The organism is Hydrogenophaga sp. GW823-FHT04C09, from assembly GCF_058796355.1.
The window spans coordinates 169,396-195,771 of sequence record NZ_JBXAIO010000009.1; the positions used below are offsets into that span (position 1 = coordinate 169,396).

General features: G+C 69.5%; 30 protein-coding genes. 19 read left to right on the top strand and 11 right to left on the bottom strand.

Features of this window, described 5'->3' with window-relative positions; all coding sequences use genetic code 11:
- Position 1 precedes the first annotated feature (1 nt).
- Together AC1Q9M_RS22430 and AC1Q9M_RS22435 are read left to right on the top strand one after the other, a co-directional pair.
- Entirely contained in the window at positions 2–979 is a 978-nt protein-coding gene (locus AC1Q9M_RS22430; RefSeq protein ID WP_382321096.1) for a PDR/VanB family oxidoreductase, read from the top strand.
- Between the two features lie 18 nt (positions 980–997).
- Complete coding sequence (locus AC1Q9M_RS22435) at positions 998–2,107, top strand: Rieske 2Fe-2S domain-containing protein (protein WP_382321095.1); 1,110 nt, start codon at positions 998–1,000, stop codon at positions 2,105–2,107.
- A gap of 10 nt (positions 2,108–2,117) precedes the next feature.
- Here the strand turns inward: AC1Q9M_RS22435 and kynA are convergent, their stop codons facing one another.
- The 7 genes from kynA to AC1Q9M_RS22470 all read right to left on the bottom strand — a co-directional run bounded on the left by kynA (position 2,118) and on the right by AC1Q9M_RS22470 (position 8,342).
- Positions 2,118–2,981: a tryptophan 2,3-dioxygenase gene (gene kynA, locus AC1Q9M_RS22440; RefSeq protein ID WP_382321093.1), complete on the bottom strand. Its 864-nt coding sequence runs from the start codon at positions 2,979–2,981 to the stop codon at positions 2,118–2,120.
- Between the two features lie 2 nt (positions 2,982–2,983).
- Positions 2,984–4,267, bottom strand: a complete 1,284-nt coding sequence (kynU, locus tag AC1Q9M_RS22445; protein ID WP_382328453.1) for a kynureninase — start codon at positions 4,265–4,267, stop codon at positions 2,984–2,986.
- On the bottom strand, positions 4,264–4,893 hold the full coding sequence (kynB, locus tag AC1Q9M_RS22450) for an arylformamidase (protein ID WP_382321091.1): 630 nt from the start codon (positions 4,891–4,893) through the stop codon (positions 4,264–4,266). The genes kynU and kynB overlap by 4 nt, the downstream gene beginning before the upstream one ends.
- An 80-nt stretch (positions 4,894–4,973) precedes the next feature.
- On the bottom strand, positions 4,974–5,279 hold the full coding sequence (locus tag AC1Q9M_RS22455) for a YkgJ family cysteine cluster protein (RefSeq protein ID WP_382321089.1): 306 nt from the start codon (positions 5,277–5,279) through the stop codon (positions 4,974–4,976).
- Positions 5,276–6,205: a class I SAM-dependent methyltransferase gene (locus tag AC1Q9M_RS22460; protein ID WP_492435843.1), complete on the bottom strand. Its 930-nt coding sequence runs from the start codon at positions 6,203–6,205 to the stop codon at positions 5,276–5,278. The genes AC1Q9M_RS22455 and AC1Q9M_RS22460 overlap by 4 nt, the downstream gene beginning before the upstream one ends.
- Positions 6,205–7,146 (bottom strand): ornithine carbamoyltransferase, encoded by a 942-nt coding sequence (argF, locus tag AC1Q9M_RS22465; RefSeq protein WP_382321085.1) that lies wholly within the window; start codon positions 7,144–7,146, stop codon positions 6,205–6,207. Before argF ends, AC1Q9M_RS22460 begins: the two co-directional genes overlap by 1 nt.
- Entirely contained in the window at positions 7,143–8,342 is a 1,200-nt protein-coding gene (locus AC1Q9M_RS22470; RefSeq protein WP_382321083.1) for an aspartate aminotransferase family protein, read from the bottom strand. The genes argF and AC1Q9M_RS22470 overlap by 4 nt, the downstream gene beginning before the upstream one ends.
- A gap of 268 nt (positions 8,343–8,610) precedes the next feature.
- Here AC1Q9M_RS22470 and AC1Q9M_RS22475 point away from each other — a divergent pair, with 268 nt between their 5' ends.
- Complete coding sequence (locus AC1Q9M_RS22475) at positions 8,611–8,931, top strand: DUF3579 domain-containing protein (protein ID WP_382156119.1); 321 nt, start codon at positions 8,611–8,613, stop codon at positions 8,929–8,931.
- A gap of 137 nt (positions 8,932–9,068) precedes the next feature.
- Here the strand turns inward: AC1Q9M_RS22475 and rpsT are convergent, their stop codons facing one another.
- Positions 9,069–9,368, bottom strand: a complete 300-nt coding sequence (rpsT, locus tag AC1Q9M_RS22480) for a 30S ribosomal protein S20 (RefSeq protein ID WP_291120948.1) — start codon at positions 9,366–9,368, stop codon at positions 9,069–9,071.
- A gap of 126 nt (positions 9,369–9,494) precedes the next feature.
- Between rpsT and murJ the strand changes: the two genes are divergently transcribed.
- From murJ to AC1Q9M_RS22525, 9 genes are all read left to right on the top strand, one after another.
- Positions 9,495–11,054 carry a murein biosynthesis integral membrane protein MurJ gene (murJ, locus tag AC1Q9M_RS22485; protein WP_444687134.1) on the top strand — a complete coding sequence of 520 codons (1,560 nt, stop codon included), beginning with the start codon at positions 9,495–9,497 and terminating at the stop codon, positions 11,052–11,054.
- A 29-nt stretch (positions 11,055–11,083) separates the two neighbouring features.
- Positions 11,084–11,941, top strand: a complete 858-nt coding sequence (locus AC1Q9M_RS22490; RefSeq protein ID WP_291120952.1) for a SirB1 family protein — start codon at positions 11,084–11,086, stop codon at positions 11,939–11,941.
- Positions 11,942–12,061: 120 nt separating this feature from the next.
- Positions 12,062–12,694: an NAD-dependent epimerase/dehydratase family protein gene (locus AC1Q9M_RS22495; protein ID WP_444687133.1), complete on the top strand. Its 633-nt coding sequence runs from the start codon at positions 12,062–12,064 to the stop codon at positions 12,692–12,694.
- Positions 12,695–12,812: 118 nt separating this feature from the next.
- The gene (locus tag AC1Q9M_RS22500) at positions 12,813–14,450 is read left to right on the top strand and encodes an FAD-dependent oxidoreductase (RefSeq protein ID WP_444687132.1); all 1,638 of its coding nucleotides are present in this window, start codon (positions 12,813–12,815) and stop codon (positions 14,448–14,450) included.
- Positions 14,447–14,776: a 4Fe-4S binding protein gene (locus tag AC1Q9M_RS22505; RefSeq protein ID WP_382156127.1), complete on the top strand. Its 330-nt coding sequence runs from the start codon at positions 14,447–14,449 to the stop codon at positions 14,774–14,776. Before AC1Q9M_RS22500 ends, AC1Q9M_RS22505 begins: the two co-directional genes overlap by 4 nt.
- A 27-nt stretch (positions 14,777–14,803) precedes the next feature.
- Entirely contained in the window at positions 14,804–15,853 is a 1,050-nt protein-coding gene (locus tag AC1Q9M_RS22510) for an ABC transporter substrate-binding protein (protein ID WP_444687131.1), read from the top strand.
- A 9-nt stretch (positions 15,854–15,862) separates the two neighbouring features.
- On the top strand, positions 15,863–16,708 hold the full coding sequence (locus AC1Q9M_RS22515) for an ABC transporter permease (protein WP_444687130.1): 846 nt from the start codon (positions 15,863–15,865) through the stop codon (positions 16,706–16,708).
- A complete protein-coding gene (locus tag AC1Q9M_RS22520) occupies positions 16,701–17,456 on the top strand; it encodes an ABC transporter permease (protein ID WP_444687129.1) in 756 nt (251 codons plus the stop codon). The genes AC1Q9M_RS22515 and AC1Q9M_RS22520 overlap by 8 nt, the downstream gene beginning before the upstream one ends.
- A complete protein-coding gene (locus AC1Q9M_RS22525) occupies positions 17,456–18,229 on the top strand; it encodes an ABC transporter ATP-binding protein (protein ID WP_444687128.1) in 774 nt (257 codons plus the stop codon). The genes AC1Q9M_RS22520 and AC1Q9M_RS22525 overlap by 1 nt, the downstream gene beginning before the upstream one ends.
- A 99-nt stretch (positions 18,230–18,328) precedes the next feature.
- Here AC1Q9M_RS22525 and purM read toward each other — a convergent pair whose 3' ends face one another.
- Entirely contained in the window at positions 18,329–19,366 is a 1,038-nt protein-coding gene (gene purM / locus AC1Q9M_RS22530) for a phosphoribosylformylglycinamidine cyclo-ligase (protein WP_444687127.1), read from the bottom strand.
- A 159-nt stretch (positions 19,367–19,525) separates the two neighbouring features.
- Here purM and AC1Q9M_RS22535 point away from each other — a divergent pair, with 159 nt between their 5' ends.
- The 7 genes from AC1Q9M_RS22535 to AC1Q9M_RS22565 all read left to right on the top strand — a co-directional run bounded on the left by AC1Q9M_RS22535 (position 19,526) and on the right by AC1Q9M_RS22565 (position 25,029).
- On the top strand, positions 19,526–20,623 hold the full coding sequence (locus tag AC1Q9M_RS22535) for an AI-2E family transporter (RefSeq protein ID WP_492435849.1): 1,098 nt from the start codon (positions 19,526–19,528) through the stop codon (positions 20,621–20,623).
- Between the two features lie 23 nt (positions 20,624–20,646).
- Positions 20,647–21,333 carry a DnaA regulatory inactivator Hda gene (gene hda, locus AC1Q9M_RS22540; RefSeq protein ID WP_382163911.1) on the top strand — a complete coding sequence of 229 codons (687 nt, stop codon included), beginning with the start codon at positions 20,647–20,649 and terminating at the stop codon, positions 21,331–21,333.
- The gene (locus AC1Q9M_RS22545) at positions 21,330–21,998 is read left to right on the top strand and encodes a histidinol-phosphatase (RefSeq protein WP_382156140.1); all 669 of its coding nucleotides are present in this window, start codon (positions 21,330–21,332) and stop codon (positions 21,996–21,998) included. Before hda ends, AC1Q9M_RS22545 begins: the two co-directional genes overlap by 4 nt.
- Positions 21,995–23,644, top strand: a complete 1,650-nt coding sequence (gene pcnB, locus AC1Q9M_RS22550) for a polynucleotide adenylyltransferase PcnB (RefSeq protein ID WP_382321067.1) — start codon at positions 21,995–21,997, stop codon at positions 23,642–23,644. Before AC1Q9M_RS22545 ends, pcnB begins: the two co-directional genes overlap by 4 nt.
- Positions 23,645–23,664: 20 nt before the next feature.
- A complete protein-coding gene (gene folK, locus AC1Q9M_RS22555) occupies positions 23,665–24,165 on the top strand; it encodes a 2-amino-4-hydroxy-6-hydroxymethyldihydropteridine diphosphokinase (RefSeq protein WP_382325685.1) in 501 nt (166 codons plus the stop codon).
- A gap of 106 nt (positions 24,166–24,271) precedes the next feature.
- Positions 24,272–24,484: a YgaP family membrane protein gene (locus tag AC1Q9M_RS22560; RefSeq protein WP_382321065.1), complete on the top strand. Its 213-nt coding sequence runs from the start codon at positions 24,272–24,274 to the stop codon at positions 24,482–24,484.
- A 2-nt stretch (positions 24,485–24,486) separates the two neighbouring features.
- Complete coding sequence (locus AC1Q9M_RS22565; RefSeq protein WP_382321063.1) at positions 24,487–25,029, top strand: RNA polymerase sigma factor; 543 nt, start codon at positions 24,487–24,489, stop codon at positions 25,027–25,029.
- Positions 25,030–25,041: 12 nt separating this feature from the next.
- Here the strand turns inward: AC1Q9M_RS22565 and pdxH are convergent, their stop codons facing one another.
- Together pdxH and AC1Q9M_RS22575 are read right to left on the bottom strand one after the other, a co-directional pair.
- Positions 25,042–25,677, bottom strand: a complete 636-nt coding sequence (pdxH, locus tag AC1Q9M_RS22570; protein ID WP_382156150.1) for a pyridoxamine 5'-phosphate oxidase — start codon at positions 25,675–25,677, stop codon at positions 25,042–25,044.
- Positions 25,678–25,721: 44 nt separating this feature from the next.
- On the bottom strand, positions 25,722–26,342 hold the full coding sequence (locus AC1Q9M_RS22575) for a gamma-glutamylcyclotransferase (protein ID WP_382321060.1): 621 nt from the start codon (positions 26,340–26,342) through the stop codon (positions 25,722–25,724).
- Between the last annotated feature and the right edge of the window lie 34 nt (positions 26,343–26,376).

The following is a 26,376-nucleotide window of genomic DNA, read 5'->3' on the forward strand; positions in this document are numbered from 1 at the left end:
CATGGCACGGCCCAACTTCGACGTGCAGGTCAGCGCCGTGCGGCAGCTGACCGACCGGGTGCGCGAGTTCCAGTTGACCCGGGTGGACGGCAGCCCGCTGCCGTCGTATGCCGCCGGGTCGCACATCGCGCTGCACACGGTCTCGCCCGAGCGCGGGCTGATCGTGCGCCACTACTCGCTGGTGGGCGGCGCGACGCTGGACGACGATGCGCGCCACACCTACCGCATCGCGGTGCAGCGCGAGGACCATGCCCGGGGCTCGGCGCACATCCATGCCACGTTCGAGGTGGGCACGCGCCTGCGGGTCGGGCCGCCGGTGAACAACTTCCCGCTCGACCGGCGCGACCAGAACGTGTTGCTGATCGCGGGCGGCATCGGCATCACGCCCATCTTCTCGATGGTGCGCAGCCTGGCCCGCCGCCGCTGCGACTACCGCGTGTTCTACGCCGGCCGCGAGGCCGCCGGCATGGCCTACCGCGGCGAACTGGCGCAACTCGCGGGCGAGCGCGTGCGCTTCCACCACAGCGACGCGCAGGGCACGCCAGACCTGCAGGCGCTGCTGCGGGCCCAGCCGGCGGGCACCGCCGTGTACGTGTGCGGCCCCAAGCCGATGATCGATGCCACACATGAAGCGGCTGCCGCGCTCGGCTGGGCACCGGAGCGGGTGCGCAGCGAGCGCTTCACCGCCGCGATCTCGGGCGACGCCCGGCCCTTCAGCGTGCACCTGCAGCGCACGGGCAAGACCGTGCAGGTGGGCAGCGACGTGAGCATCCTCGATGCCCTGCTGGCCGAGGGCGTGCCCGTGTTGTGGGACTGCCGGCGCGGCGAATGTGGCCTGTGCCCCTTGCCGGTGGTGAAAGCCGAGGGCGGCATCGAACACCACGACCACTACCTCACCCCCGAAGAGAAGGCCGCCGACGAATCGCTGTGCATCTGCGTGTCGCGCGCGCGCGGCCCGTCGCTCGTGCTGGACGCCTGAACGCTGGAAAGACATCCCATGGACATGATCGTTGAACGCCCCGCCGAGTTCGAAGTGGAACCCTCGCGCGAGTTCGTGCCGGGCGGCTTCGCCGACCACACCACGCCGCTGGTGCGCAACTGCTGGTACGTGGCCGCGCTGGCCAGCGAGGTGACGCGCGAGATCATCAGCCGCCGCCTGCTGGGGGTGGACGTGGCGCTGTACCGCACGCTGGCCGGTGAGCCGGTGGCGGTGCGCAACCGCTGCCCGCACCGCTCGTTTCCGCTGGCCAAGGGCCAGCTGGTGGGCGACGTGCTCATGTGCGGCTACCACGGCATGCGGTTCGACCCCTCGGGCCGCTGCGTGCACATGCCGGCCATGCCCATCGTGCCGACGAACGCCAACGTGCGCAGTTTTCCCACGGTGGAGCGCGGCACGCTGATCTGGATCTGGATGGGCGACGCCGACCACGCGGACGAGTCCCTGGTGCCCGACACCGGCTGGCTGGGCAGTCCCGAGTGGAAGACGGTCAGCGGCGGCTTCCACCTGAAATCCGACTACGTGGCCATGCACGAGAACCTGCTGGACCAGACGCATTTCCCGTTCCTGCACCCGGGCGCCATCGGCACGCCGGAGTACGCGCGCTCGCGGCTGAAGGTGCGCGAGGAGGGCGGCATGGTGATCATCGACCGCGAGCTGCGCGACTCACCGCCGCCCGGCGTGTACGCGATGCCCACGGGCCTGACGGGCCAGCCGGTGGACCGGTTCTCGGACGCGCGCTTCGTCTCGCCCGCGCTGCACACGGCGTACGCGCGCATCGTGGACAACCGCGACCCGAGCGGGCAGCCGCGCACCTACCGCTTCAACATCAGCCACATCTTCACGCCCGAGACGAACCACTCGATCCACTACTGGTGGTTCTGCAGCCGCAACTTCCAGCTGGACGACACCGCCATCGACGAACACCTGCACAGCGCGTCGACCAAGGCCTACCAGGAAGACGTGGACGCGCTGGAGTGGATCATGGATGTGGTGCGCAACGACAGCGAGCCGCAGTTCGACCTGAACTTCGCGCCGGACAAACCGGGGCTGATGATGCGGCAGATCCTGTACCGCCTGGCCGCGGCCGAAGCGGGCGCGAAGGCGTGAGGGACGCGTTTCAGAGGTCGGTGCGCAAACGCCAGATCTCTGGGAACAGCACCACGTCCAGCATCTTGCGCAGGTAGCTCACGCCGCCGGTGCCACCGGTGCCGCGCTTGAAACCGATCACGCGTTCCACCGTGGTCACGTGCCGGAAGCGCCAGAGGCGGAAGGCGTCTTCCAGGTCGGTGAGTTTTTCGCCGAGCTGGTACAGGTCCCAATGGTCCTTGGGGTTGCGGTACACCTGCAACCAGGCCTGCTCGACGGCGTCGCTGGCTTCGTAGGGCTGGGTCCAGTCGCGCTGCGTGTGGCTGGCGGGCACGGCCAGGCCGCGCCGCGCGAGCAGGCGCAGGGCTTCGTCGTAGAGCGATGGCGCTTCGTAGGCGGCCTGCACGACGGCCATGCGCTCGGGGCTGTGGGCGTGCGGCTTGAGCATGGCCGCGTTCTTGTTGCCCATGGCGAATTCGATGCAGCGGTACTGGTGGCTCTGGAAGCCGCTGGACTGCGCGAGGTAGGGCCGCAGCGCGCTGTATTCGGGCGGGGTCATGGTGGCGAGCACGTCCCAGGCGTGCACCAGCTGTTCCATGATCTTCGAGGTGCGCGCGAGCATCTTGAAAGCAGGTTGCAGCTCGTCTTTCGCGATGCTGTGAATGGCGGCGCGCAGCTCGTGCAGCATGAGCTTCATCCAGAGTTCGCTGGTCTGGTGCTGCACGATGAAGAGCATTTCGTCGTGCGCGGGCGAGAGCGGTTTCTGCGCGTTGAGGATGGCGTCGAGCTGCAGGTAGTCGCCGTAGCTCATGTCGCGGCTGAAGTCGAGTTGCGCGCCTTCCTCGTGCACGATGTCTTCGGGCTTCGAGGCCGGATCGGTGTGGTGCGGGCACATGCTCAGGTCACCGCGTGTTTGGTGTTGAATTCGGCGCGCCGCCACTCGCCGGTCTCCAGCACCTGGCGCAGCTCGTCGGCGGCGTTCCACACGTCTTCGAAGCCGATGTAGAGGGGCGTGAAGCCGAAGCGCAGGATGTCTTTGTGGCGCTGGCCATCGCCCGCGCGGAAGTCGCCCACCACGCCGCGCGCGATGAGGGCCTGCACGATGGCGTAGGCGCCTTCGTCCTTCGTGAGGCAGACCTGCGAGCCGCGCTCGGCCGGGTCGAGCGGCGTGGCCAGGCCGATGCCGTGGCCCTGGCAGCGTTCGTCCACGAGTTCGATGAAGAGGTCGGTGAGCGCGAGCGACTTGGTGCGCAGCGCGGCCATGCCGCCATGGGCTTCGGCGGCGAGCAGGGTGTCCACGCCGCATTCGAGCGCGGCCAGGCTGATCATGGGCTGGGTGCCGCACTGGTAGCGCGTGATGCCGGGCGCGGGCCGGTAGTCGGGCGTGAACTCGAAGGGCGTGGCGTGGCCCCACCAGCCGGCCAGGGGCTGCCAGAAGCGGTCGGCGTGGCGCGGGTTGACCCACACGAAGGCCGGCGCGCCCGGGCCGCCGTTGAGGTACTTGTAGCCGCAACCCACGGCGTAGTCGGCGCCCGCGCCGGTCAGGTCCACTGGCACGGCGCCCGCGCTGTGCGCGAGGTCCCACAGCATGAGCGCGCCGGTGGCGTGCGCGGCGGCGGTGATGGCGGGCATGTCGTGCATGGCGCCGGTGCGGTAGTTCACGTGGGTGAGCATGAGCACGGCCACCTCGGGCGTGAGGGCGGCGGGGATTTCTTCGGGCTCCACCAGCATCAGCTCGAAACCGTGCTGCTGGCACAGGGCTTCGGCGATGTAGAGGTCGGTGGGGAAGTTGCTGCGCTCGCTCACGATGCGCCGGCGCTTGGGGTGGTCGACGCTGGCGAGGTCCATCGCGGCCGAGAGCACCTTGAAGAGGTTGACCGAGGTGCTGTCGGTGGCGACCACGGTGCCGGGCTCGGCGCCGATGAGGCGCGCGATCTTGTCGCCCACCTTCTTCGGCTGGGCGAACCAGCCGTGCTTGTTCCAGCTCTGGATGAGGTCGGTGCCCCATTCCTGCGTCACCACCTCGGCCACGCGCGCGGGGGCGCTGCGCGGCATCACGCCGAGCGAGTTGCCGTCGAGGTAGATGGTGCCCTCGGGAATGAAGAAGAGGTCGCGCAGGGCGCGCAGCGGGTCTTGCGCGTCGAGCGCGCGGCAGTCGGCGAGGGTGGGGGCGTTGTTCATGGCAGTTGGCGCAGCACGGCGCGCACGGGGCTGGCGTCGGCGGTGGTGAGTTTGAGGGGCAGGGCGATGAGTTCGTAGTCGCCTTCGGGCACGCCGTCGAGCAGCAGGTTTTCCAGCACGCGCAGGCCGCGCCGGCGGATGGTCTGGTGGCTGTCGAGCGTCTTGCTGCTGGCGGGGTCGATGCTGGCGCTGTCGATGCCGATGAGCAGCACGCCGAGGTCGGCGAGTTGTTCCACGGTGTCGGGCGCGAAGGCGGGCAGGGCGTCGTCGAAGCGGTCCTGCGGCTGGTGTTCGTACACGCGCACGAGCACGCGCTGGGGAAGGTCGGTGAGCGCGTGCGCGATGTGTTCGGGCCTGACCAGCGGGCCGCAGCCGATGGCATGGATCACGCGGCAAGGGCCGAGGAAGGCGTCGAGCGGCACATGGCCGATGGCGGCGCCGTCGGCGTCGTAGTGCAGCGGCGCGTCGGCGTGCGCGCCCACGTGGGGCGAGAGCGTGATGGCGCTGACGTTGACCGGGCAGCCCGGGCCGATGGTGGCGGCCCACTCCTGGGTGTAGGCGGTGTCACCCGGAAAAACCGGGGCGCCGGCGTGCACCGGCGGAGAGATGTCCCAGAGCTGTTTCATGGTGCATGGAAGGTAGCACCCTGAAAAATTCCGTGGTGTCGGTTATTGCCAACAGACCCGGAAAATAGTTGAGGCTTGAATCAAATAAGCGCCGGCAGGCCGTGGCGCTGGCGGGCGCGCGCGCAGGCGTCGCTGCCTTCCTCGAACTCGCGGCAAGGCGAAGGCCGCCATTCGTAGATGCCGCAGACCGCCTTCTGGCCCACCTTGCCGGTGAGGGCGGCGCAGCGGGGCGGCGAATGGTCGGTGCCGCGCAGGCGGGCGGTGTGCTCGGTGACCTCGACCGCCAGCCCGCCAGGCACGCAGCCGCCCATCTCGTCCAGCTCGTGAACGGAGAAATCGACCCGGAAACAGGCGCAGCAGGCGCCGCAACTGGTGCAGGCGCTCATGGAACCCGAGGCGCGAGCGCCGGCGCGCGGTAGACCAGCACCTTGAGCGCGCGCTCGGGCGAGGCGTCGGCAAAGGCCTCGGGGTTGGGCAGGCGCTGTTCGAACACCAGCTCGGGCGCGGCTTCCTGCATCTGCTGCCGCAGGAAGGCGGTGTCGAGCTCGGGCGCGTTGAGGCAGAGCAGCACCCGGCCGCCGGGCAGCAGCAGGTCGGGCAGGCGGCGCATCAGGCGCTGGTAGTCCTTGGTGGCGACGAAGCTGCCCTTCTGGAAGCTCGGCGGGTCGACGATGACCAGGCCGTAGGGGCCGCCGCGGGTGATCTTGCCCCAGGTCTTGAAGATGTCGTGCGCGAGGAAGCTGGCGCCGCCCGCGAGGCCGTTGAGCGGGTGGTTCTGCTGGCCGATGACCATGGCGCCGCCGCTCATGTCCACGTTGACCACCTGTTTCGCGCCGCCCTGCAGCGCCACCACCGAGAAGGCGCAGGTGTAGGCGAACAGGTTCAGCACCTTTTGTTTGTCGGCATGCTCGCGCACCCATTGGCGGCCTTCGGCCATGTCCAGGAACAGGCCGTGGTTCTGGCCCTTGAGCACGTGCACCAGGAAGCGCGCGCCGCGCTCGCTCACCACGTGGGGTTCGGGCACGGCGCCGGCCATCAGGCGGGTTTCGGTCTGGCTGTCGTGCCGGCACTGGAAGACCCAGTTCAGCGGTTCGCCGGGCGCCACCTGGGTCCAACGTTCGGTCAGCGCGGTGTGCAACACGGCCAGCGTGGCCTCGTTCACGGGTTGGAAGCTGGTCAGCACCCAGACCGGGGGAAAGGCGTCCAGCGCCCACTGCTCGCAGCCCGGGTGCAGGCCGCCCCGGCCGTGGAAGACCCGCCGCGCCTCGGCGGCGGGTTCGAGGCGCGCGATGGCGTCGAGCAGGGCTTGCATCAGGCCAGGCGGCCGAGCAGCAGGTACTCCATCAGGGCCTTCTGGACGTGCATGCGGTTCTCGGCCTCGTCCCAGACGACGGACTGCGGGCCGTCGATCACCTCGGCGCTGACCTCTTCGCCCCGGTGCGCGGGCAGGCAGTGCATGAAGAGGGCGTCGGGCTGGGCGGTGCGCATCATGGCTTCGTCCACGCACCAGCGCTTGAAGGCGGCGCGCCGCACCTCGTTTTCGGCCTCGAAGCCCATGCTGGTCCACACGTCGGTGGTGACGAGGTGGGCGCCCGCGCAGGCTTCGAGCGGGTCCTTGAAAACCTTGTAGCAGTCCGGGTTGCGGATGCCGGCGAGCACCGGGTCCACCTCGTAGCCGCTGGGGGTGCTCACGTGCACCGTGAAGCCCAGCAATTCGGCGGCCTGCAGCCAGGTGTTGGCCATGTTGTTGCCGTCACCGACCCAGGCCACGACCTTGCCCTGGATGGAGCCGCGCCGCTCGATGAACGTGAAGATGTCGGCCAGGATCTGGCAGGGGTGGAACTCGTTGGTCAGGCCGTTGATGACCGGCACGCGCGAGTGCGCCGCGAAGGCTTCGATCTTGCTCTGCTCGAAGGTGCGGATCATCACGATGTCGACCATGCGGCTGATCACGCGCGCGCTGTCCTCGATGGGCTCGGCGCGGCCGAGCTGGCTGTCGCCGGTGGTCAGGTGCACCACCGAGCCGCCCATCTGGTACATGCCGGCCTCGAAGCTCACGCGGGTGCGCGTGCTGGCCTTCTCGAAGATCATGGCCAGGGTGCGGTCGGGGTCGGCGAAGGGCTGGTACTTCTCGACCGCCTTGAACTTGCGCTTGATGAAGGCCGCGCGCTCGAACAGGTAGGCGTAGGTGGCGGCGTCGAGGTCCTTGAACTGCAGGTAGTGCGGGATCGTCATGGCGGGGGCGGCGCTCATTCGGCCAGGAAGGCGTGGATCAGCGGCAGCAGGATGGCGGCCACCTCGTCGGCCTCGGCCGTGGTCATGATCAGCGGGGGCACCATGCGGATCACGCTGTCGGCCGTGACCGAGAGCAGCAGGCCGGCGTCGGCGGCGCGCTGGGTGATCACGCCGCAGGGCTTGGTGAGCTCGATGCCGATCATCAGGCCCTGGCCGCGGATCTCCTTCACGCCGGCCTTGCCGATCAGGTCCTTTTCCAGCACGGTGCGCAGGTGCTGGCCCACGCGGGCGGCGTTCTCCAGCAGGCCTTCCTCTTCCATGATGCGGATGGTCTCGACCCCGGCGCGCATGGCCAGCGGGTTGCCACCGAAGGTGGTGCCGTGGTTGCCGGGCTGGAAGATGTTGGCGGCCTTGGGGCCGGCCACGACCGCGCCGATCGGCACGCCCGAGCCCAGGCCCTTGGCCAGCGGCATCACGTCGGGCACGATGCCGGCCCACTGGTGGGCGAACCACTTGCCGGTGCGGCCCATGCCGCACTGCACTTCGTCGATCATCAGCAGCCAGTCGTTGGCGTCGCACAGGGCGCGCACGTCCTTCAGGTACTGCGAGCGCATCGGGTTCACGCCGCCTTCGCCCTGGATGGTCTCGAAGAACACGGCGACCACGTTGGGGTTGCCGGCGGTGGCCTTCTTCAGCGACTCGATGTCGTTGAGCGGCACGCGGATGAAGCCTTCGACCAGCGGGCCGAAGCCGGCCTGCACCTTGGGGTTGCCGGTGGCCGAGAGGGTGGCGATGGAACGGCCGTGGAAGGCTTTCTCGTAGACCACGATCTCGGGGCGCTCGATGCCCTTGTCGTGGCCGTACTTGCGCGCCAGCTTGAGCGCGGCCTCGTTGGCTTCCAGGCCGGTGCTGCAGAAGAACACGTTGGTCATGCCCGAGCGCTCCACCAGCATCTGCGCGAGGTGTTCCTGGTCAGGCACGTGGTAGTAGTTGCTGGAGTGGATCAGCTTGGCGATCTGGTCCTGCAGAGCGGGCACCAGTTTGGGGTGGCCGTGGCCCAGGGTGTTGACGGCGATGCCGCCCAGCGCGTCCAGGTACTCCTTGCCGTTGGTGTCCCACAGGCGCACGCCTCGGCCGTGTGACATCGCGATCGGCAGGCGGCCGTAGGTGTTCATCACGTGGGGCGAGGCGACGGGCTTGAGGGCGGCGTTCATGCAGGGACTCCGGTGGGAAGGGCCAAAAAGAAAGCGGCTCAACGAAGGTTGAGCCGTTGAAGCGCGATTTTAGGGGCAGCGGGCGGGCATCATCATTGCTTGTTGGGCATCGCTGAAATGCGCCCGGTGTACGCTAGCGGGTCCGGGTTATCCCTCGTTCCAAGTCTTATATAAGATAGAATACCTGCCTCCTGCCCCGGCGAGCGATCCTCGGTCCGGCGGCGGCATTCTTCCAGTCGAGCCCTCCATCCGAAGGCCTCTCCCCCCGATGGTTTCACCGACAGCCAAACAAGTTTTCATCCAGGGTGTCACGAAGGACGGCCGCACGTTCCGACCCAGTGACTGGGCCGAGCGCCTGGCCGGGGTGATGAGCTCGTTCCGCCCCGGGGGCGCCACCCCCGGCAGCCACCTGAGCTACTCCCCCTGGTGCGTGCCCAACAACATCAACGGCATCAAGTGCGTGGTGGTGCATGCGGACCTGCGCGAGGCCGAGCCCATGGCCTGGGACTTCTGCATGAACTTCGCGCGCGACAACGGCCTGCAGGTGGTCGAGGCCTGCCTCCTCCCCGATCCCCCGTCCAAGACCTGATCCCCCCGCTTTTGGCGCGGGCAACAAAAAAGCCGTCTTGCGACGGCTTTTTTGCTTTTGCTGGCAGCGCACCCGTTTCAAACGGCAGGCCTTGGGGGCCCGGGCTGGTGGTCTGGCGGGGCCAGACCGGGGCGGGTTCAGGCAGCGGCTGCTGCGAGACCCTTGACTTTGGCCGACAGGCGGCTCTTGTCGCGCGCGGCCTTGTTCTTGTGGAAGATGCCCTTGTCGGCGACGATGTCGACGACTTTCTGCATCTTGGCGAACAGTTCGGTCGCCTTGGCTTTGTCACCGGTCAGAACGGCTTTTTCAACGTTCTTGACGGCGGTGCGGTATTTGGAGCGCAGCGAGGTGTTGGCTGCATTGATCTTGACGTCCTGGCGCACGCGTTTGCGGCCAGACGCCAGGCGGGGGTTCTTTTTCTTCGGCTTGGTTGCCATGGTGAGTTCCTTCGGTGTTTGGGGATGATGCCAGCAAAGCCCGCGATTTTAGCACGGCCTGCCGGGCTGGCAAGGGTGGCCGGCCGGGCGGGGGGAGGGGGCGATCCCGGTCGTTACACTCGCCGCGTGACCCTTTTCAAGTCCGCCTCCCTCGTTTCGCTGCTCACGCTGGCGTCCCGCATCACCGGCCTGGTGCGCGAACTGCTGATGGCGGCGACCTTCGGCGCCAGCGCGCTGACCGACGCCTTCAACGTCGCTTTCCGCATCCCCAACCTGCTGCGCCGGCTGTTCGCCGAGGGCGCGTTCAGCCAGGCGTTCGTGCCGGTGCTGGCCGGCGTGCGGGAAAAAGAGGGCGACGACGCCACCCGGGTGCTGGTGAACCAGATCGCCACCGTGCTGGCCTGGGCGCTCACCGCCACTTGCGTGCTGGGCGTGGTGGGCGCGCCGGTGCTGGTCTGGGCCATGGCCAGCGGCCTGGACGACCCCGGCTTCGACGCCGCCGTGTTCATGACGCGCTGGATGTTCCCCTACATCGCCTTCATGTCCTTCGTGGCGCTGTCGGCCGGCATTCTGAACACCTGGAAACGTTTCGCGGTGCCGGCGGCCACGCCGGTGCTGCTCAACGTGGCCATGATCGCCGCCGCCGGCTGGGGCGCGCCCTGGTTCGCTTCGCTGGGCATCGAGCCCATCTACGCCATGGCCGGGGGCGTGCTGCTGGGCGGCACCCTGCAGCTGGGCGCGCAGATCCCGGCGTTGCGCCGGCTGGGCCTGCTGCCGCGCGTGAGCCTGCGCTGGTCGGCGCTGAAAACCGCCTGGCACCACCCCGGCACCCGCCGGGTGACCACCCTCATGCTGCCGGCGCTGCTGGGCGTGAGCGTGGCGCAGATCTCCCTGCTGATCAACACCCAGATCGCCTCGCACCTGGGCGCCGGCAGCGTGAGCTGGCTGACCTACGCCGACCGCCTGATGGAATTCCCCACCGCCATGCTGGGCGTGGCGCTGGGCGTGGTGCTGCTGCCGCAGCTGGCGGCGGCCAAGGCGTCCGACGACGCGGACCGCTACAGCGGCCTGCTCGACTGGGGCCTGCGCCTGGTGGTGCTGCTGGCCGTGCCCTGCGCGGTGGCGCTGCTCACCTTCGCCCACCCCCTGGTGGCCGTGCTGTACCACTACGGGGCGTTCACCGGTGCCGACGTGCAGCGCACCGCCACCGCCCTGATGGGCTACGGCGCCGGCCTGATCGGCCTGGTCGCGATCAAGGTGCTGGCGCCGGGCTTCTACGCGCGGCAGGACATCCGCACGCCGGTGAAGATCGCCATTGGCGTGCTGGTGCTCACCCAGGTGCTCAACGTCCTGCTGGTGCCCCGGCTGGCCCACGCCGGGCTGGCGCTGGCGATCGGCATCGGCGCCATGGTCAATGCCCTGTTCCTGCTGGTGGGGCTGATCCGCCGGGGCGCTTACAAACCGTCACCGGGCTGGGCCCGCTTCGGCATGCAGGTGCTGGCGGCCAGCGCCTTGCTGGCGGTGTTCCTGATGTGGGTGGCGGCGCGCTTCAACTGGCTGGGCTTCGAAGGCCAGGCCCTGCAGCGCGTGGGCCTGCTCACGCTGTGCGTGCTGGGCGGGATGTTGGTCTATTTCCTCACGCTGCTGCTGGCGGGGTTGAACCTGAGGCAGTTCGTCAGAAAATGACGTAATCTGCGGAAACCGGATTCCCCACCATGCCGACCGCGTACGAATACCCCGCGCCGACCCCCCTGGGCTACTTTGCCGCCCTGGTGGGCGACGACGAGGCTTTGCCCCTGTTCGAGGCGGCCACGGCCGTGGCCCAGGACGAATACCCCGACCTCGACGTGCAGCAGGTGCTGGGCGATGTGGATCAGATGCTCGCGCGCGTGCGCCGGCGCTGCGCCGCCGACGCCGGGCCGCTGCAGCGGCTGCGCACGCTCAACCAGTTCTTCTTCCGCGACATGGGGTTCGGCGGTAACGTCAACAACTACTACGACCCCGACAACAGCTTTCTCAACGCCGTGCTGCGCACGCGCCGGGGCATTCCCATCACGCTGGCCGTGCTCTGGCTGGAGCTGGCCCAGGGCCTGGGCCTGAAGGCGCGTGGCGTCAACTTTCCCGGCCACTTCATGGTCAAGGTCAACCTGCCCAATGGCCAGGTGGTGATCGACCCCTTCACCGGCCAGTCGCTCAGCCGCGAGGACCTCTCGGAACGGCTGGAGCCCTACAAGCGCCGCAACGGCCTGGTGGACGACTTCGACGTGCCGGTGGGCCTGTACCTGCAGGCCGCCACGCCGCGCGAGATCCTGGCGCGCCTGCTGCGCAACCTCAAGGAAATCCACCGCACGCAGGAAGACTGGCTGCGCCTGATCGCCGTGCTGGACCGCCTGCTCATCCTGTTGCCCGACGCCTGGATCGAGTACCGCGACCGGGGCCTGGCCTGGGCCGAGATGGGCGACGTGCGCCTGGCCGTGGGCGACCTGGAAACCTACGTGGAACACGCCGACGACACGCTGGACCGCGACGCCATCGCCCAGCGCCTGCAGGAACTGCGCCGCGCGCTCAACTGAGCCGCCGCCCGCCCGCGGGGGCGGGGATGTGTCGCCATGTAATTCCGTTTGACGCGAGCCGGCCGCGCAGGGACCATGCGCGCCAACCCCCGCCAATCCGGCGACAAGAAAAACGACGGTATGAAACAACTGATGCTGGTGGGCGCCACCGGTCTGGTGGGCAGCCATGTGCTGCGACAGGCCCTGGCCGACCCCGCCGTGGAACGCGTGGTCGCGCCGACCCGCCAGCCGCTGGCCCCACACCCCAAACTGCTCAACCCCGTGGTGGACTTCGAGCGCCTGCCCGAAGACGCCGATTGGTGGCGGGTGGATGCGGTGATCTGCACCCTGGGCACCACCATCCGCGCGGCGGGCTCGCAGGCCGCTTTCTACAAGGTGGACCACGACCACCCGCTGGAGGTGGCCTACCTCGCGCGCCGCCATGGCGCGCGGGCCTTCGCCCTGAACTCCGCGCTGGGGGCCGATGCGCGTTCGCGCGTGTTCTATTCGCGCACCAAGGGCGAGGTCGAGCGCGACCTGCAGGCCGTGGGCTACCCCTCGCTCACGCTGGTGCGCCCGGGCCTGATCGACGGCCTGCGGCCGCAGAGCCGGCCCCTGGAACGGCTGGCGGTGCTGGTCTCGCGAGGCGTGCAGCCCCTGCTGCCGCGGCGCTACCGCGTGGTGCCGGCCGAGCGCATCGCGCACCACCTGCTGCAGGCCGCGCTGGCGGCGGCGCCGGGCGTGCACGTGCTGCCGTCCGAAGCGCTGATCTGAGCGGCGGCCGCGGCGCGGCTGCTTTTTTTCGCATATGGAAACTCGGAATCGATCGTTGTTGATGCGCTGACCCGTTCCTAGACTGCCTCCTCTGAACACATTTGTTGGAGAGCAGACGATGGCGCAACGTGGCCTTTCTTCCCCGCTGTTGAGCGATGCCGCCGGGCAGCAGCAGATCGAGACCGATGTCCTGGTGATCGGGGGCGGGCCGGCGGGCGCCTGGGCGGCCATCGCGGCCGCCGCGCGCGGCGCCAGCGTGACCCTGGTGGAGAAGGGCTTCTGCGGCACCTCCGGCGCCACCGCGCCCTCGGGCACCGGCCTGTGGCACGTGCCGCGCGACGCGGCCGCGCGCGAGAAGGCCAAGGCCAGCCGCTACGCCATGGGCGGTGAACTGGCCGAGCACGCCTGGATGGACCGTGTGCTCGAACAAACCTGGCTCAACACCGAGACGCTCACGGAATGGGGCTACCCCTTCCCGATCGACACCGAAGGCCAGCTGCAGCGCACCTCGCTGCAGGGGCCGGAGTACATGCGCCTGATGCGCAAGAAGGTGAAGGAGTCGGGTGCCCGCATCCTCGACCACAGCCCGGCGCTGGAGCTGCTGACCGACGAGAACGGCGATGTGGCCGGCGCCACCGGCCTCACGCGCACCACCGGCGAGACCTGGGTGGCGCGGGCCGGCGCGGTGGTGATCACCACCGGCGGCTGCGCCTTCCTGAGCCGGGCGCTGGGCTGCAACGTGCTCACCGGCGACGGTTACCTGATGGGCGCCGAAGTCGGCGCCGAGCTCTCGGGCATGGAGTTCTCCAACGCCTACGGCCTGGGGCCTTCGTTCTCCTCCGTCACCAAGTCCCTGTTCTACAACTGGGCCACCTTCTACGACCGCGACGGCGTGGCCATCGAGGGCGCGGGCTCGTCTCGCGGCCGCAGCGTGATCGCGCGCACGCTGCAGACGCAGCCGGTGTTCGCCTGCCTGGACCGGGCCGACGCCGAGATCCGCGCCTGGATGCGCCACGCGCAGCCCAATTTCTTCGTGTCCTTCGACCGCCAGGGCATCGACCCGTTCAAGGACCACTTTCCGGTGGCCCTGCGGCTGGAAGGCACGGTGCGCGGCACCGGCGGCCTGCACGTGATCGGCGACGACTGCGCGACCTCGGTGCCCGGCCTGTACGCGGCCGGCGACGCCGCCACTCGCGAGCTGATCTGCGGCGCCTTCACCGGCGGCGGCAGCCACAACGCGGCCTGGGCCATGTCGTCCGGTTTCTGGGCCGGCGCGGGCGCGGCCGACTTCAGCCATGGCGCACGCAGCCTGGTCAAGCGCCGTCTGCACCGTGCGGGCACCGCCGGTATCCAGGAAGGCGGGGCCCCGGCCTGGGACCCGGAAGAACTGGTGCGCGCGGTGCAGGCCGAGGTGTTCCCCTACGAACGCAACTGGACGCGCCGTGCCGACCTGTTGGAGGACTCGCTGCAGCGGCTCGACGCCCAGTGGGCGCGTGTGCGCCACGCCAGCGCGCCGAGCCTGCAGCAGGCGGTGCGTGCGCGCGAAGCCGTGGCCATGCTGGCCACCTCGCGCTGGATGTACCGCAGCGCCCTGCAGCGCACCGAGACGCGCGGCATGGCCCGCCGGCAGGACCACGCCGGCCTGGACCTGGGCCAGCGGCACCGCCTCGTCAGCGGCGGCCTGGACGAGGTCTGGGTGCGCCCGCAAACCGTTCGCCAACCGGTCAACCTGGACCTTGAAAGGCTCGCCGCATGATCGAAATCGTCAGCCCCGAACGCTGCACCGGCTGCAACATCTGCGTGAGCGCCTGCCCCACGCAGGTGTTCGAGGCGGTGCCCGGCGGCATCCCGCGCATCGCGCGCCAGTCGGACTGCCAGACCTGCTTCATGTGCGAGCTGTATTGCCCGACCGATGCGCTGTACGTCGCGCCGGTGGCGGACCACGCCGTCACCGTGGCCGAGGAGGGCACCGAGGTGCGGCAATGGATCGGCAGCTACCGCCGCGCCGTCGGCTGGGGCAAGGACCGCCAGCCCACCGCCGCGCTCGATGCGAGTTTTGAACTGCTGCGGCGCGCGCACTGAATCTTCCCTATCCCACGAGAACCCACCATGACTTTCTGGAAACACCTGGCGGCCTTCGCGCTCGCCGCCACCGCCGCTTTCGGCGCCCACGCGCAGGCCCAGCCCGAGACCATCCGCTTCGGCGGTTTCGGCCAGGGCTTCGGCCAACCCCATGGCGTGGCCTTGCTCGCCATCGCGCAGGGCAAGGGCTTCATCGCCGACGAGTTCAAGGGCACGCCCGTGAAGCTCAGCTTCGAGTATTTCACCGGCACCGGTCCTGCGATCAACGAGGCCATCGCCAACAACCGGCTCGACGTCGCGCAGTACGGCTCGCTGCCCAACATCATCGGCAAGGCCGGCGGCCTGCCCACGCGCATCCTCGCGTCCTACGGCTACACCACCGTCTTCGGGCTGGCCCGCAAGGACCTGGAGGTGAACTCGTTCAAGGACCTCAAGGGCCGCAAGGTGGCGGTGGCCAAGGGCACGGTGCTGCACTGGGCGCTGCTCAAGGCCCTGCAGGACAACGGCCTCACGCTGCGCGACATCCAGCTGGTGGACCTCAAGACCGCCGACCAGCTCGCGGCCCTGAGCGCCGGCAGCGTGGACGCGGCGGTGGGCTCCAGCAGCCTGCTGACCCTGCGCGACAAGGGCGTGGGCAAGGTGTTCTATTCGTCCAAGGACCAGGGCGCGAAAGCCTCGGGCTTCGGTGGCATCCTGGTGAGCGAGACATTCGAGAAACAGTACCCCGACGCCACGCAGCGCATCGCCAACGGCCTGGTGAAAGCTGCCCACTGGCTGGGCCAGGAGGCCAACCGCGACGAGGCCTACCGCCTCTGGACGCTCTCGGGCATGCCCTACCAGGCCTTCAAGGACGACTACGACGGCGTCTCGCTCAAGGAAGCCTTCAATCCGCGCGTGGACGCCTTCCTGCTCAGCCAGTACGACGACGCGATCGACTTCACCAAGGACAACAAGCTGATCCGCAACGACATCGACGTGGCGAAGTGGGCCGCACCGCAGTACGTGGAGAACGCGCTGCGCGCCCAGGGCCTGCAGACCTACTGGACGAACCGCGCTGCCCTCGTGGCGCGCCGCTGAGGCCGATCCATGGCGGCCCTCGAACACCTGGCCGACGGGGTCGGCGCCTCGCCGCTGCCGCGCACCGCGGCCTGGCCCTGGCGCACCGCGTTGCCGGCCCCGCTGCGGCGCCTGCTGCTGGCGCTGGCCCTGCCGGCCGCGATCGTCGCGCTCTGGCAGTGGGCGGCGGTGCGGGGCTGGGTGCCGCCGCAGATCCTGCCCGCGCCCGCGCTGGTCTGGGACACGTTCCTGGAACTCGCGCGCGGCGGTGAGCTGCTCGACGGCTTCCTCATCAGCCTGCAGCGCATCGGCTCGGGCCTGGCCCTCGGCGGGCCACTCGGCCTGGCGCTGGGCATCTGGCTGGGCGTGTCGGCGCGCGCGCGCAGCCACCTGGAGCCCACGCTGCGCGCCCTGTTCGCGGTGCCCACGCTGGGCTGGATTCCCATCCTCATCCTGATCTTCGGCATCGACGAGGCGCTCAAGGTCATCGTGATCGCCAAGGCCGTGATGGTGCCCGTGGTGCTCAACACTTCCCGTGGCATCCGGAACATTCCGCTGGCCTACCTCGAAGCCGCGCGCGTGCTGCGCCTGCGGCCCTGGACGCGCCTGACCCGCCTCACGCTGCCGGCCTGCTTGCCCACGGTGTTCAGCGGTTTCCGCCTCGGCCTGAGCCATGCCTTCATCGCGCTCATCGTGGTGGAGATGCTCGCGGCCACCGAAGGCATCGGCTACATGATGGTCTGGGGCCGCAAGCTGTTCCAGCTCGACATCGTGATCGTCGGCATCGTGGTCGTGGGGGTGGCGGGCTATGCGCTGGACCTGCTGCTGCGCCGGCTCGAACGTGGCCTGAGCCGCTGGGCGCCCGGCCATGGCTGAGACCCGCATCCCCCCGGGCGCCTGGCTGCCGCTTGCCATCGGCGCGGCCTGGCTGCTGCTGGTCGACACCGGTGCCATTGCCCACCCGCTGATGGTGCCGCTGCACGAGGTGCTGGCCGCGCCGTTTTTCGACGAACAGGGCCGCCAGATCTGGTCGGCCGCCGCCAGCAGCCTGGTGCGCGTGGCACTGGGCTTTCTCATCGGCGCCAGCCTGGGCATCGCCGTGGGCGTGGCCGTCGGTCTGTCGCGACCGGCGCAACTGGCCGTCGCGCCCACCGTGCACGGCCTGCGCCAGGTCGCGCTGTTCGCCTGGATTCCCTTGCTCACCGCCTGGTTCGGCAACGGCGATCTGGTGAAGATCGTGTTCATCTCGATCTCCACCTTCTTCCCGGTCTTCCTCAACACCGAGCAGGGCGTGCGCGGCATCGCGCCGGCCTACCGCGAGGTGGCCGCGATCGTGCGGCTTGGGCCCTGGCTGCGGCTGCGCCGGCTGGTGCTGCCCGCGATCCTGCCCTCGGTGCTGACCGGCGTGGAGCTCGCGCTGCTGACGGCCTGGATCGGCACCGTGGGTTCCGAATACGCGATCGGCACCGGCCTGGGCATCGGCGCCTACCTCGCCACCGCGCGCGACGTGTTCCGCATGGACCTGGTGCTGATCGGTGTGCTGGTGATGGCCCTGGTGGGTTACGGCCTGAGCCGCGTCGCGCAGCTTCTTTTCCTGCGCCTCATTCCCTGGAGAACCCGCTGATGAGCACCCCCACCCTGGAGGCGGTCGCCCCCACCGCCCTGAGCCTGCGCAACGTGGGCAAGACCTACCGGATCGAGGGGCAGGACCTGCCGGTGCTGCAGCGCATCGGCCTGGAGATCGCGCGCGGCGAGTTCCTGGGCATCGTCGGTGCCTCGGGCTGTGGCAAGTCCACGCTGCTGCGCCTGATCGCGGGGCTGGACGACCGCTTCGATGGCGACATCCTGATCGATGGCGAACCGGTGGCCGGGCCGGGCGTGGAGCGCAGCCTGGTGTTCCAGGACCACCGCCTGTTTCCCTGGCTCAACGTCACGGACAACATCGGCCTGGGGCTCGACAGCCTGGACCTGAGCCGGCGCGAGCGCGAGGCGCGCATCCGCGAACAGCTCGAACTCGTGGGCCTCACGGGGTTCGCGCAAGCCTGGCCGCACCAGCTCTCGGGCGGCATGGCGCAGCGCGCGGCCATCGCTCGCGCGCTGGTCTCGCGGCCGGACATCCTGCTGATGGACGAGCCCTTCGGTGCGCTCGATTCGATCACCCGGGCTCACATGCAGGAAGAACTGCTGCGCATCTGGCGCGAGCGGCGCATCACCGTGGTGATCGTCACGCACGACGTGGACGAGGCTGTGTTCCTGGGCGACCGCGTGGCGGTGATGGAGCCCCGGCCGGGCCGGGTGCAGAGCGTGATCGATGTGGACCTGCCACGCCCGCGCGAGCGCACGGGCACGGCCTTCAATCAGATCAAGCAGCGCGTGCTCGGGCAGCTCAAGCGCTGAAACGGAGCACCCCCTGCGCGGCTTCGCCGCTCCCCCCTGAAGGGGGGCGACACCTTGGGCCGGCGAAGCCGGACCCTCGGTGTCTCTGGAAGGCGGGACTCAGGCCACGACCACGGCGGCGCCTTCGCCGCGTGCCGCGATCTTGCCGATCTCGTGCACGGTTTCACCGAGGCCGCGCAGCGTGGCGGCGCAGGCGGCGGCCTGGTCGGCGGCGATCACCACCACCATGCCGATGCCGTTGTTGAAGGTGCGGTTCATCTCGATGTCGTCGATGCCGGCGGTCTTCTGCAGCCAGGCGAACAGCTCGGTCTGCGGCCAGCTGCCCTTCACCAGGTGGGCGGCCGTGCCTTCGGGCAACACGCGGGGGATGTTCTCCAGCAGGCCGCCGCCGGTGATGTGGGCCAGCGCCTTGATGGGGTGCGCGGCCAGCGCGGCCAGCACGTTCTTCACGTAGAGCCGGGTCGGCTTCATGATCGCTTCGCGGAACGGCTGGCCGTCCAGCGTGGCGGGCAGGTTCGCGCCCGCGCGCTCCAGGCACTTGCGCACCAGCGAGAAGCCGTTGGAATGCACGCCGTGCGAGGCCAGGCCGAGCACCATGTCGCCGGCTTGCACGCTCTGGCCGGTGAGGATCTTGGATTTTTCGACCGCGCCCACGCAGAAACCGGCCAGGTCGTACTCGCCGGCCGGGTACATGCCCGGCATTTCGGCGGTTTCACCGCCGATCAGCGCGCAGCCGCTGAGCTCGCAGCCCTTGGCGATGCCACCGACCACGGCCGCGGCCGTGTCCACGTCGAGCTTGCCGCAGGCGAAGTAGTCCAGGAAAAACAGGGGTTCGGCGCCTTGCACCAGCACGTCGTTCACGCTCATGCCGACCAGGTCGATGCCCACGGTGTCGTGCATGTTCCATTCGAACGCCAGCTTGAGCTTGGTGCCCACGCCGTCGGTGCCGGAGACCAGCACCGGTTCCTTGTAACGCTTGGGCACCTCGAACAGGGCGCCGAAACCGCCGATGCCGGCCAGCACGCCTTCGCGCATGGTCTTCTTGGCCAGCGGCTTGATGCGCTCGACCAGGGCGTCGCCCGCGTCGATGTCAACGCCGGCGTCTTTGTACGAAAGAGGGGTGGAGGGGGTGGTCATGGGCGGTCGGCCCCGGCGCAGGGCGGGGCGGGTCGATGGGCTGGACGCGGGTGGGAGGGGACTTTCGGGTACCCTGGGGGGTGGCCCGATAGAATTTGCCCCTGATTTTAAGGGTTTGCTCTCCCGCATCCCTTGCCCACCCCGCCCAACCCCCGCCCCATGCCCCTGACCTCCAACCAGATCCGAGCCCTGCTGTGGGCCTCGATCGCGGTCGTCATCTGGCTGCTGCTTTCGCTGCTGGCCCCCGTGCTGATGCCCTTTCTGCTGGCCGCGGCGCTGGCCTATGCGCTGCACCCGCTGGTGGAGCGCCTGCACGGCAAGGGCGTGCCGCGCTGGCTGGGCGCGGGGCTGGCCATCACCCTGCTGATGATGGTGCTGCTGGCGGTGCTGCTGCTGATCGTGCCCGTCATCACCAAACAGGTGCCGCTGCTGCGCGAGCAGGTGCCCGAGCTGCTCAACCGGCTCAACGCCTGGCTCACGCCGCTGGCCGGGCGCTTTGGCGTGAGCCTGTCGGTGGACGTGAGCCTGGTGCGCGGCTGGCTGACCAAGCTGGTGTCCGGTCACGAAGGCGAGATCCTGGAGAGCCTGCTGGCGTCCCTGCGCATCGGCGGCAGCGCGCTGGCCGCTGTGTTCGGCAACCTGTTTCTCATGCCCATCGTGGCCTACTACCTGCTGCTGGACTGGGACAACCTGGTCGAGCGCACCAAGTCGCTGATCCCGCCGCGCTGGCGCGCCAGCGTGCAGAGCTTCCTGGACGAGACCGATGCGGTGCTGGGCCAGTACCTGCGCGGGCAACTGCTGGTGATGGGCGTGCTCGCGGTGTTCTACACCGTGGCACTGGCGCTCGTGGGCCTCGACCTGGCGCTGCCCATCGGCGTGTTCACCGGCCTGGCCGTGTTCGTGCCCTACCTGGGCTTCGGCCTGGGCCTGGTGCTGGCCCTGCTGGCCGCGCTGCTCGAATTCCAGACCGTGCTGGGCGTGGCCCTGGTGGCCGCCGTGTACGGCGTGGGCCAGGTGGTGGAAAGCCTCTACCTCACGCCGCGCCTGCTGGGCGAGCGCATCGGCCTGCACCCGATCGCCGTCATCTTCGCGCTGCTGGCCTTTGGCCACCTGTTCGGCTTCGTGGGCGTGCTCATCGCGCTGCCCGCCAGCGCGGTGCTGCTGGTGGCGATCCGCCGCCTGCGCCGCAGCTACATGGCCAGCGCGCTGTACCTGGAAGGCCCGCGCGCGGCGGTGCCGGAAAGCCCCGAGGCATGAGCACCGCCGGACCCACACCCCCCATGCGCCAGATGGCGCTGGACATCGGCTTCGCGCCGCTGCCCACCCTGACCAACTTCGTGGGGGCCGGCAACGAGGCCGCCATCGAGCACCTGCGCCTGTGGACCAACAACCCCCTGCGCTCGCCGGTGCCCACCTTCCTGTGGGGCGAGAGCGGCAGCGGCAAGACGCACCTGCTGCGCGCGGTGCGCGAGGCGCTGCGCGAGCAGGGTGGCCGCGTGGGCTGGCTGGACGCCACCGTGCTGGACCCGACCGAGTTCGACGACCAGTGGGATGCGGTGCTGCTCGACGATTGCCACCTCTACACCGCGGCCCAGCAGGCCGCGGCCTTCAACTGGTTCGTCAACGCGCAGAGCCCGGCGCACGGCGCCTCGCGCTGGGTGCTGGCGGCGGCGACCTGCCCGCCGGCCGACCTGCGCCTGCGCGAGGACCTGCGCACCCGCCTGGGCTGGGGCCACGTGTTCCAGCTGCAGGCGCTGAGCGAAACCGAACGCCGCGCCGTGCTGCGCCGCGCGGCGGACGACCGCGGCGTGTTCCTGAGCGACGAGGTGATGGACTTCATGCTGCGCCGCTTCTCGCGCGATCTCTCCAGCCTGATGATGCTGCTCGACCAGCTCGACGCCTATGCGCTGCGCACGCAGCGCGCCATCACCATTCCCCTGATCAAATCCATGCTGGAAAACGAATGAGATTGGCTCTCTTCGACCTGGATCACACCCTGATCCCGCTCGATTCCGATTACGCCTGGGGCGAGTTCACCGTCTCGCTTGGCTGGCGCGATGCCCAAGGTTTCTCCCAGGCCAACGCCGGCTTCTACGCCGACTACAAGGCCGGCACGCTCGACATCCACCACTACGTGCGCTTCGCCATCGAGGCGGTGCGCGAGCACGGCATGGCGGTGTCGCAGAAGGCGCACGAGCGCTTCATGCGCGAGGTGATCGAGCCCGCCATGCACGAGCCCGCGCGCGCGCTGCTGCGGCGCCACCAGGCCGCCGGCGACACGGTGGTCATCGTCACCGCCACCAACGAATTCGTCACCCGCCCGATCGCCCGGGCCTTCGGGGTGGACGAACTGATCGCGATCGAACTCGAGCGCGACGCGCGCGGCGAACCCACCGGGGCCATCCGGGGCACGCCGTCGTTCCGCGAGGGCAAGATCGCCCGTGTGGAACAATGGCTGGCCGCACGGGGACTGGACTGGTCGCGCGTGCAGCACAGCACTTTCTACAGCGACTCCATCAACGACCTGCCGCTGCTGGAAAAAGTCAACGAGCCCGTGGCCACCAACCCGGATGCCCGGCTCCGCGCCATTGCCCTCGAGCGGGGCTGGCGCACACTGAACCTATTCGAATGATCAAGAAATTCATCGATCGGCTGCTGGGCAAGTCCAGCGCCCCTGCCGGCCGCCGTGCCAACCCCTTCGGCAAGCGCGAAGACGTGCCGGCCAGCGTGCACGGCATCGACCGTTCGCTGGTGGACCAGCGCGCGCTGGACGTGGTGCACACCCTCAAGCAGGCCGGTTTCGAGGCCTACCTGGTGGGCGGCGCGGTGCGCGACCTGCTGCTGGGCCTGCGGCCCAAGGACTTCGACGTCGCCACCAGCGCCACGCCCGAGCAGGTCAAGGGCCTGTTCCGCCGCGCCTTCATCATCGGCCGGCGCTTCCGCATCGTGCACGTGATCTACGGCCGGGGGCGCGAGCACGAGGTCATCGAGGTCTCGACCTTCCGCGCCTACATGGACAACGCCGCGGCCGAGCAGGTGGCGGGCAACGAACGCACCAGCAAGGGCGAACTCGCGGGCATGAAGCACGCGGTGGACGCCAGCGGGCGCGTGCTGCGCGACAACGTCTGGGGCCCGATCGAGCAGGACGCGGCCCGGCGCGACTTCAGCATCAACGCGATGTACTACGACCCGGAGACGCAGACCGTGGTCGACTTCCACCACGGCATCCGCGACGCCAAGAAGCGCACGCTGCGCATGATCGGCGACGCCGCCACGCGCTACCGCGAAGACCCGGTGCGCATCATCCGCGCCGTGCGTTTCGCCGCCAAGCTCAGCGGCCTGGGTTTCACCTTCGACGCCAAGACGCTGGCGCCGCTGGCCTCGTCGCACACGCTGCTGGCCGATGTGCCTCAGAGCCGCCTGTTCGACGAAATGCTCAAGCTGCTGCAGACCGGCCACGCGCTGGCCAGCATCGAGCAGCTCAAGGCCGTGGGCCTGGGCACGGGCATCTACCCCTTGCTCGACATCGTCGTGCAGCGCGCCGACGACGACTTCGTGAAGCTGGCCCTGCAGGACACTGACCGCCGCGTGAGCGAAGGCAAGCCGGTGGCGCCGAGCTTCCTGTTGGCCTGCGTGCTCTGGGCCGACGTGCGCAAGGCCTGGAACCAGCACCTCACGCCGCGCCCGAACCAGCGCCCGCCCGCGCCCTTCGCGGCCCTGCAGGCGGCGGTGGACGACGCCTTCGAGGCCCGCATCGGCGACGTGTCGGGCCGCGGCAAGCTCGGCGCGGACATGCGCGAGATCTGGATGATGCAGCCGCGCTTCGACAAGCGCGTGGGCACCTCCCCGTTCAGCCTGGTCGAGCAGCCGCGTTTCCGTGCTGGCTTCGACTTCCTGCGCCTGCGCGGGCAGGTCGGTGAGGTCGAGGAAGAACTCGCGCACTGGTGGGAAACCTTCAGCACGGCGAGCGACGCCATGCGCGAGGACATGGTGGACGCGCAGCGCCGCGAGAACCTGGCCAAGCCGGGCGCCAGCAAGGCCCGGCGCGTCAAGCGCACGGACGCGGACCACCCGGCGGCGGCCGCTGCCGAACCGAACGAAGTCGATCCGCGTTTCCGCCCCGTCGAAGGCGACGAGGGTGGGGATGCGCCGTCGGACGACACCCCGCTGGACGAGGGTTCGGCACCGGCCAAGAAGCGCCGCCGTCGCCGCCGCAAGCCCAACGGCGCGGGACCGGTCGAAGGTGGCGGTGGTGGCTCGGACGAGGCCGGCGGCTGAGGTCTGCTGACACCACCGTGATGGCCGCGCCGCGCGCCGAGGTCACGGCCCATGTGGCCCTGGGCGCCAACCTCGGGGACGCCGGGAAGGCCTTGCGCGAGGCGCTTGCGGCCCTGGATGCCGTTCCTGGTGTGCGGGTGCAGCGCGCCTCCAGCCTGTACCGCACGGCACCGGTGGATTCCAGCGGGCCGGACTACCTCAACGCCGTGGCCGAGGTCGCCACCACGCTCACCGCGCCCGCCTTGCTCGACGCGCTGCAGGCCATCGAGCAGGCGGCAGGCCGCGAGCGGCCCTACCGCAACGCGCCGCGCACGCTGGACCTGGATCTGCTGCTGTACGGCGAGGCCCGCATTCACTCAACGCGGCTCACCGTGCCGCATCCCCGCATGGGCGAGCGCGCCTTCGTGCAGGTGCCTCTGGCGGAGATCGCGCCGCAACTCGTGAGCGCCGCCGCGCTGCGGGCGGTGGCGGGCCAGCGCATCGAGCGCGCGGGGCCGATCGAGGTGGGCGTCCGGCCTTGAAGGAGCCGGGGCCCGATGGCGCGTTTTTTTTGCCACCGGCGCGAACCGTTTGCCTCCGTTGCCGCCTCTTAGGGTTTGAGGGTCTTCCTCGGCCAACAAGGAGTGCATGGTGATCTATGTCAAGAATGTCCCGAACTGGGAGCGCGTGGTGCGGGTGGTCATGGGCGCCATGGCCATCGCTTTCGCGGTGGTCAACTGGGGCGTCTCGAACGTCGCCGTGGGGGCCGGCGTCATGGGCGCCGTGCTGGCCCTGAGCGGCCTGGTCGGCTTCTGCCCGATGTGCGCGATGTTGGGCCGCCAGCTCGACAAGAGGGCCTGAGCATGGCGGACAGCGTGGCGGACCGCGACCACCTCATCCTGGTGGCACAGACCGGCGACCCGGCCGCCATCGCCCGCCTGCTGGCCCTGTGCCAGACGGATGCGCGCCGCTATGCCCACAAGCACTGCCACGCCAGCGACGTCGATGATGCGGTCCAGGAATCCTTGCTGGTGGTCTCGCGAAAGGTCCAAAGTCTCCGGGCGGCCGCGGCGTTCTCGTCGTGGCTGTTCACGGTGATCCAGCGCGAGTGCCGCAAACTGTCGCGCAGCCTGTTCCGGTATGAACCCTTGACCGACGACATCGCCGAAGCGCAGATGCTGGACCGACCGGATGGTGCGCTGCGGATCGACCTGGCCCATGCCCTGGAGTCGCTGCCAGCCCACTACCTCGAGGTGGTGCTGCTGCGCGATTTCGAGGAACTGACCATCGCGGAGATGGCTCAACGGTTGAGCGAGCCGCCCGGCGCGGTCAAGAGCCGCCTGCACCGCGCCCGCGAACTGGTGCGCGAGTACCTGCTCGGCGCTGACGCGCCCGCCAAAAGCTGAGCGTGCCGGGCCTCAGGGGGCGAGCCGCTCGCGCAGCCAGCCGCCGTCGGCCTGCGCGGTGTAGCGCAGCCGGTCGTGCAGGCGGCTCTTGCGGCCCTGCCAGAACTGCCAGGTGTCGGGCTTGAGTCGGTAGCCGCCCCAGTGCGGCGGGCGCGGCGGTTTCAGCAGGAACTGCGCGCCGTACTTCGCGGCGTTGGTCACGAGCACCGTGCGGCTCTCGATCACCTCGCTCTGCGGGCTGGCCCAGGCGCCGATGCGGCTGTCCAGCGGGCGGCTGTGGAAGTACGCGTCGCTCTCTTCGTCGCTCACCTTTTCCACCGTGCCCTCGATGCGCACCACGCGCTCGAGCTCGACCCAGTGGAACTGCAGCGCGGCGAACGGGTTGCCCGCGAGCTCGCGGCCCTTGCGGCTCTGGTAGTTGGTGTACCAGACGATGCCGCGTTCGTCGCAGCCCTTGATGAGCACGATGCGCGTGCTCGGGCGCAGGTCCGAGCCCACGGTGGCCAGCGTCATGGCGTTGGGTTCAGGTACCTCACCACGGATGGCTTCGTTGAGCCACTGGTCGAACTGTTGCAGCGGGTCGGCGTGCGAGGCGGACTCGCTGAGTTCGGCCTTTTCGTAGCTCTTGCGCAGGTCGGCGATGTTCATGCGGGCAGTATAGGAGCGAGGCCCCGGCGGGGCCTTGTGTCGGGTCAATCGGCGAGCGCCAGCAGCTTCTGCAGTGCCCGGTCGTGGATGCCGTGGTGCAGCAGGCCCTCGAAGGTCTGGCGCGCGTAGTCCAGCGTGGTGCCATAGCGCCCGCAGGAGCGGGCAAAGATCTCGCGGTAGCGCTCGTCGCTCAGCGTGCCGGTGTAGCTGGGGCTCTGGCGCGAGAGCGTGAAGGCCAGCGCGCGCACCGGGCCCTGGGGCGTGTCGCAATGTAGCCACCTCGGGTCGTAGACCGGGTTGGGCATCTCGCGCGCCCACAGCACCGGCATGAGGGCTTCCACCTGCTCGTGCGGCACGCGCAGCGCCAGGCCGGCGCAGCTGCCGCCGGGCATCAGCGCGAACACCAGGCCCGGGCATTCATACGTGCCCCGGTTGACGCGGCTCCACATCTGCAGGCAGCGGTGGTAGCCGCGCACGCGCGCCGGGCGCTGCTCGGCGGCCTCGAACTCGGGGCGCCAGACCAGCGAGGCGTAGGCGAACACCCAGAGGTCTGGACGCGGCCCCTGCGCGCGCCATTGCGCCAGCGTATGGGCCATCATCTGCGCGCCGTTTCTCAGGGCAGGGTCGTGGAGCGCGCGCGTCCTCGGGGTGTCACGGTCGGCCATTTACAATCTTTGTCGAGTTCTTTCCCATTATTCT